This is a genomic window from Streptomyces corynorhini (assembly GCF_003346515.1).
GTDB lineage: Bacteria > Actinomycetota > Actinomycetes > Streptomycetales > Streptomycetaceae > Streptomyces > Streptomyces corynorhini.
Window position 1 is genome coordinate 1 of record NZ_QQNA01000263.1, and the last position, 5,538, is coordinate 5,538.

6 protein-coding genes are annotated in these 5,538 nt (G+C 70.8%); 3 read left to right on the forward strand and 3 right to left on the reverse strand.

What is annotated here, in order from left to right; all coding sequences use genetic code 11:
* Positions 1 to 185 precede the first annotated feature (185 nt).
* Positions 186 to 617: a nuclear transport factor 2 family protein gene (locus tag DVH02_RS28010; protein ID WP_114626649.1), complete on the reverse strand. Its 432-nt coding sequence runs from the start codon at positions 615 to 617 to the stop codon at positions 186 to 188.
* Positions 618 to 705: 88 nt separating this feature from the next.
* Here DVH02_RS28010 and DVH02_RS28015 point away from each other — a divergent pair, with 88 nt between their 5' ends.
* Complete coding sequence (locus DVH02_RS28015) at positions 706 to 1,311, forward strand: PadR family transcriptional regulator (RefSeq protein WP_114626650.1); 606 nt, start codon at positions 706 to 708, stop codon at positions 1,309 to 1,311.
* Between the two features lie 259 nt (positions 1,312 to 1,570).
* Here the strand turns inward: DVH02_RS28015 and DVH02_RS28020 are convergent, their stop codons facing one another.
* Entirely contained in the window at positions 1,571 to 2,503 is a 933-nt protein-coding gene (locus DVH02_RS28020) for a L,D-transpeptidase family protein (protein ID WP_114626651.1), read from the reverse strand.
* Between the two features lie 447 nt (positions 2,504 to 2,950).
* On the opposite strand from DVH02_RS28020, the gene leuE reads away from it, so the two are divergent.
* The gene (gene leuE / locus DVH02_RS28025) at positions 2,951 to 3,691 is read left to right on the forward strand and encodes a leucine efflux protein LeuE (protein ID WP_114626652.1); all 741 of its coding nucleotides are present in this window, start codon (positions 2,951 to 2,953) and stop codon (positions 3,689 to 3,691) included.
* 140 nt (positions 3,692 to 3,831) lie between these two features.
* On the opposite strand, the gene DVH02_RS28030 is transcribed toward leuE, so the two are convergent.
* Positions 3,832 to 4,440 carry a TetR/AcrR family transcriptional regulator gene (locus DVH02_RS28030; protein WP_114626653.1) on the reverse strand — a complete coding sequence of 203 codons (609 nt, stop codon included), beginning with the start codon at positions 4,438 to 4,440 and terminating at the stop codon, positions 3,832 to 3,834.
* Positions 4,441 to 4,534: 94 nt separating this feature from the next.
* On the opposite strand from DVH02_RS28030, the gene DVH02_RS28035 reads away from it, so the two are divergent.
* On the forward strand, positions 4,535 to 5,284 hold the full coding sequence (locus tag DVH02_RS28035; RefSeq protein ID WP_114626654.1) for an SDR family NAD(P)-dependent oxidoreductase: 750 nt from the start codon (positions 4,535 to 4,537) through the stop codon (positions 5,282 to 5,284).
* Positions 5,285 to 5,538 lie beyond the last annotated feature (254 nt).

Below are 5,538 nucleotides of genomic sequence, written 5' to 3' on the forward strand. Positions count from 1 at the left end.
GGCCCCGCTCGCCTGGGCCATCCCGGTCACCGGGACATCCCCCGCGCCCGGGGGCGACCCGCCGGGCGCGTGAGCCCCTGGCGTCCGGACAGCGGGCCACCCGGCTGTCGGCGTCGGCGCATCCGTGAGGTGAACGCGCCGCCCAGGGGGCACTTGACCGCGCGCGTCCACGTGCCCGGAATGCCTCAGCCGTCGACGGCCGCAGGGACGAGACCGTCGGCGACCAGGCCCGCGAGTACCGCCTCGCTCAGGGCGTGCACGGCGGACTGGGGGCGGACCATCACGGTGAACTCCTTGATCCGGCCCCCTTCGTCGAACTGGAGCAGGTCCACTCCATGGATCTGCTTGCCGTTCACGGTGGCCCGGAAGAGCAGAATCGCCGACGGGGCCTCTGCGCCGTCGGCGCTGGTCTCGGCCGTGCCCTCGAAGTCCCCGATGTACCTGAAATCCTCGAAGGTGCGCAGCAGGACGCCGAAGAGTCCCAGCACCATGGGCCTGCCCTCGAAGGGCGTGAACTTCACCGGGCTGTACAGCCGGATGTCCTCGGTGAACAGGTCGTCCAGCGCGGCGAGTTCGTTCTTCTCCACGGCGGCGCGGAAACGTTCGGCGGTCTCCATGATCCCCTCCACATACTCAAGAATATGACTAGTCAGATTCTTGAGTATCATGCGGGGGTCGGACGAGGAAAGGGAAGGGGCTGCTTCGATGGCCTTGCGGCATGCGGTACTGGCGGCGCTGCTGGACGGCGAGTACAGCGGATACCAGCTGGCGAAGGCGTTCGACATCGGTGTCGCGAACTTCTGGCACGCCCTGCCGCAGCAGTTGTACGCCGAGCTGGCCAAGCTGGAGAAGGAAGGGCTGCTCGCGGGCCGCCAAGTGGTCCAGGAGACGCGGCCCAACAAACGGCTGTTCCGGGTCACCGACGCCGGCCGCGCCGAGCTGGAGGAGTTCGCCGCAGCCGTGTCGAAGCCCTCGTCCATCCGTGACGACCTGCTCGTGAAGGTCCAGGTCGCCGACCGCGTCGGTACGGCGCGGGTGATCGAACAGCTCGAAGAGCGGGCGGCCGTGGCCGAGGCGAAGATCGAACTGCTCGGTGAGCTGCTGCGGCGGATGCGCGGCGACGCGGGCGAGGAGGAGTTCCTCCGCGAGGGCGAGCGGATCGGTCCGTACCTGACGGGTCTGCGCGGCCTGGCCTTCGAGCGCGAGCACCGGGACTGGTGCCTGCGGATCGCGGCCGTCCTTGGGGAACGGCAGCGGACTCGGACACCTACCGAACGGCGCAGGCCCGCGCCGCGTCGCCCCGGCCGGTGATCTCGGCGCCAACCACCGCCTCCACACCCGTCCTGACCTGCTGGTTCTGCATGCCGCGACGTCAGGTGTGACGTTTCTTCGCGCCATGGCGCAGTACTGAGTGAGCCGACTGGTCATCGGCCGCGCAATGAGCCGGGGTTCCCCCCGTACCTTCGGCTCTGCGCAACTGGCGCGGGCGGGACACGTTCCCCCGGTCCCGCCCGCGCCCCACTCCGCACTGATCGGGCCCGCCGCTTCGTTCCCTCGGCGGGTGCCGTTCCTACCAGTAGATGACGACCTTGTCACCTGCCTTGACCTGCTCGAACAGTGCGGCGACCTTCTTCTCGTCCCGGACGTTGACGCACCCGTGCGAGGCGCCCTCGTACCCCCGCGCCGCGAAGTCCGACGAGTAGTGCACCGCCTGGCCGCCGCTGAAGAACATCGCGTACGGCATGGGGGAGTCGTACAGCGTCGAGACGTGGTCCCGGGACTTCCACCCCACCGAGAACAGGCCCTCGCGGGTCGGTGTGTACTCCGAGCCGAAGCGCACGTCCATCGCCGACTTCACCTTGCCGTCGACCATCCACGCGAGCGTGCTGCTCTTCTTGCTGATGCACATCACCCGCCCCTTCATGCACCGGGGATCCGGCTTGGCGACCGGCTTCTCGGTCGGCGGGCGCAGCTCGTCGCGGGTCGGCTGTTTCGTCATGCCGAGAAGGCGCTGCCAGGTGACGGTGTCGGTCGTCCCGGTAAGAGGCAGCCCGCGCTTGCCCTGGAAGGACGATACGGCGGTGGCGGTGACGGTGCCGTAGTAGCCGGTGGGGGAGCGGTCGAAGTGGCCGATCTGCCGCAACCTGGCCTGGAGTTCGCGTACTTGGTCGCTCTGCGCGCCCACCGCCATCAGCGTGGCCGGCTTCGGCACGCTCGGGCTCGGGCGCGTCGGCGGCGGGGCCGGGGTCCGGGGCGGCGCGGACGGGGGCGCGGCCGACGTACGGTCGGCGGCGGGTGTCGGCGACGTGGTGGCCGGTGTCGACTCGGGCCGGGTGACGGGCGGGTCGGGCAGCGGAGCGATGCTCACCCCCAACGGGCTGCCGCCGCCCGGCTTGGCGTCCGGCGGAGCGCCGTCGGCCCCGGGCTGGACCGTGCAGCCCACGCTCACCGCCAGTAGGGCGGTGGCGGCGAGCCCTCCGCGCAGGGCGGATGTCCTGAGCATGTCGTCCCCCTATTTCTCCCGTGTCCCACGGTGTGCGTTGTCCCGGCCGGCCGTGCCCGACCGGCAGGTGAAGTCTGGCGGGCCGTCCGGAGAAAGAGAAGCGGTTCCCGGGACGAGGGCGGATATTCGGTAACTCCTGGTTCCCCGTGGACGTTCGCTGCTACGACGGACCAGGTACGACGACCGACCAGGTACGACGACGGACCAGGTACGCGGACAAGCCGCATCCGGCGGACCAGTCGTATCCACGGGAACCGAAGGTCATCCTTGGCCGGTTCTCGCCGCTCGGGCGGCGGGGCGGCCTGCGGGAGCCGGGTGTCCGGTGCGGAAAGGGGCAGTGGCGGTGTTCCTCGGCGTACGCACACATGGGCCGAATTCATATGATGAGCTGTCCGATGGTCGGACGTGGCTCACGGCCGCGCCAGGACGTATGCCACACTCCGCCACATGTTGGGTGTCACTGATCTGCCGACCTATCTGGTCGGCCTCGCGCTGATCGTCCTGCTGCCGGGACCGAACTCGCTCTATGTGCTCTCCGTCGCGGCGCGGCGCGGGATACGCGCCGGGTACGGCGCGGCGGCCGGTGTCTGGTGCGGCGACACGGTCCTGATGGTGCTCTCGGCGGCGGGCGTCGCCTCGCTGCTCCAGGGCAACGCGCTGCTGTTCGGCATCGTCAAGTACGCGGGCGCGGGCTATCTGACCTGGATGGCGATCGGGATGATGCGCACGGCGTGGTCGCTGTGGCGTGAGCGCGACGAGCGCGGCGAGCGCGAGCGCTCGGCGGACGGCGCCACCGACGGGACCGGCGCCACCCACGGGACCCGCCCGGCCAACGGGACCGGCTCGGCCAACGGGACCGGCGCCGCGACCGGCGGCCCGGAAGCGGTCGAGCGGCCGTACCGCAGGGCCCTGGTGATAAGCCTCTTCAACCCGAAGGCGATCCTCTTCTTCATCTCGTTCTTCGTGCAGTTCGTGGACCCCGGCTACGCGCACCCGGCCCTGTCCTTCGTCCTGTTGGGCCTTCTGGCCAACCTCGCCAGCGCCCTCTACCTCTCCGCGCTGATCTTCGGCGGCACCCACCTGGCCGCCGCCTTCCGCCGCCGCAAGCGCCTCTCGGCGGGCATGACAACGGCGGCGGGCGCGCTGTTCCTGGGCTTCGCGGTCAAGCTCTCGGTGAGCAGCGTCTAGGGTCTTTCGTTCCGGGCGTTCCGGCCCTGGCGAAGATCAGGCCGATGAACCGGAGTACCAGGTCCTGTCCTGGCGAGCGAGTGCCGCCCGACGCTCTTGTGTCCTGAGGTGCGTGAGACGCCCTCCACGTCGCAGGCCGGTCAGGCCGGTGGCCAGTTCAGCAGGGCCATGTCGGCCACTCGCTGGAGTCCCTCGCGGGTGGCTCCCCCGGCGGCCTGGACGGCGATGCCGTTGGAGACGGCCATGAGGTAGCGCGCGAGCGCGGCGGGATCGGCGTCGGGGGGCAGGTCGCCCTCGTCGACGGCTCGCCTGAACCGGTCGCCGAGCTGGGTGGCGCCGTCGTTGCGCCAGGCGATGAGCGCGTCGCGGGTGGTGCGGCCTGGACTGCCCGCGGCGAGCGCGGCCTGGACGCCGAGGCAGCCGGTGGGGCAGTCGGGGAGGGTCGTGGCCCGGACGGAACCGCACAGGATGGCGGTGGCCACCTGCCGGGCGGTCGGCTCCCGCAGGGCCCTGGCCACGTACGAGGCGGGCCCCTCGGCGTAGCGTTCCAGGGCCTTGCGGAACAGGTCCTCCTTGTTGCCGAAGGCCGCGTACATGCTGGTGCGGGTGATGCCCATGGCGCTGGTCAGTTCGGTGAGGCTGGCGCCTTCGTAGCCCTGTTCCCAGAAGACCCGCATGGCCTGTTCCAGGGCCTCTTCGGCGTCGAAGCCCCTCGGTCGGCCGATCGGCGCCCTCTGCTCGTTCTCCACGCGGCCCAGCCTATCTCTTCCGTACCGAACGGTGCGGATGTGTTAGGTTCCCATTCAGTACCGATTGGTACGAAACTCTGTGGAGGTCGTTCTCATGGGACAGCTCGAAGGCAGGACCGCCGTCGTCACCGGTGGCCACACCGGGATCGGCCTGGCCACCTCGGTCCGGCTGGCGGCCGAGGGCGCGCACGTCTTCATCACCGGAAGGCGACAGGCCGAAATGGACGCGGCCGTGCGGACCATCGGGCCGGAGCGGGCCACCGCCGTGGCGGGCGACATCACGAATCCGGCCGACCTGGACCGGCTCTACGACGCGGTCCGCGACCGGGGCCGTGGGCTGGACGTGGTCTTCGCCAACGCGGCGACCGCCTCGTTCGCGCCGCTGGAGCAGATCACCGAGGAGCAGCTCGACCAGATCTTCGGCGTCAACGTGCGCGGCACGGTGTTCACGGTGCAGAAGGCGCTGCCGCTGCTCAACGAAGGCGCCTCGGTGATCCTGAACGCCTCCACCGCGGCGGACAGGGGTACGGAAGCGTTCAGCGTGTACGCGGCGTCCAAGGCCGCCGTCCGGTCCTTCGCGCGGGGCTGGGCCAACGAACTCAAGGGGCGCGGCATCAGGGTCAACGCCATCTCCCCGGGCCCGATCGACACCACCGGGATCACGGAACTCTTCGGCGAGGAGGACGCCCCCGCCGCCCGGACGAACCTCGGCGGCGCCACCCCGATAGGCCGGATGGGCCGCCCGGAGGAGGTCGCCGCTCTGGTCGCGTTCCTGGCGTCCGACCAGAGCAGTTACATCCTCGGCGCCAACCTGTTCGTCGACGGCGGCGCGAACCAGGTCTGAGCCCCGGGCGCCGTCCCCCTCCGGGGCTGCGGCGGCAGGTGCAGGTGTACGTGTACGGGTACGTCCCCGCCGGCTCGCCCGGCGGCGGGGGCGATGCCTGGTCCCCCGCCGGGGAGTGGGCCGCGTAGAGCGCGCCGGGCCTTCCGGTTCCCAGGGGCTGCCGGGGTGACGCCTGTCATTTCTCGGTCGGGGCGGGGGTTCGGGGGGTGAGGGTGAGGGTGCCGTGGTGGCAGTGGGCGAGGTCGCGGGCGATG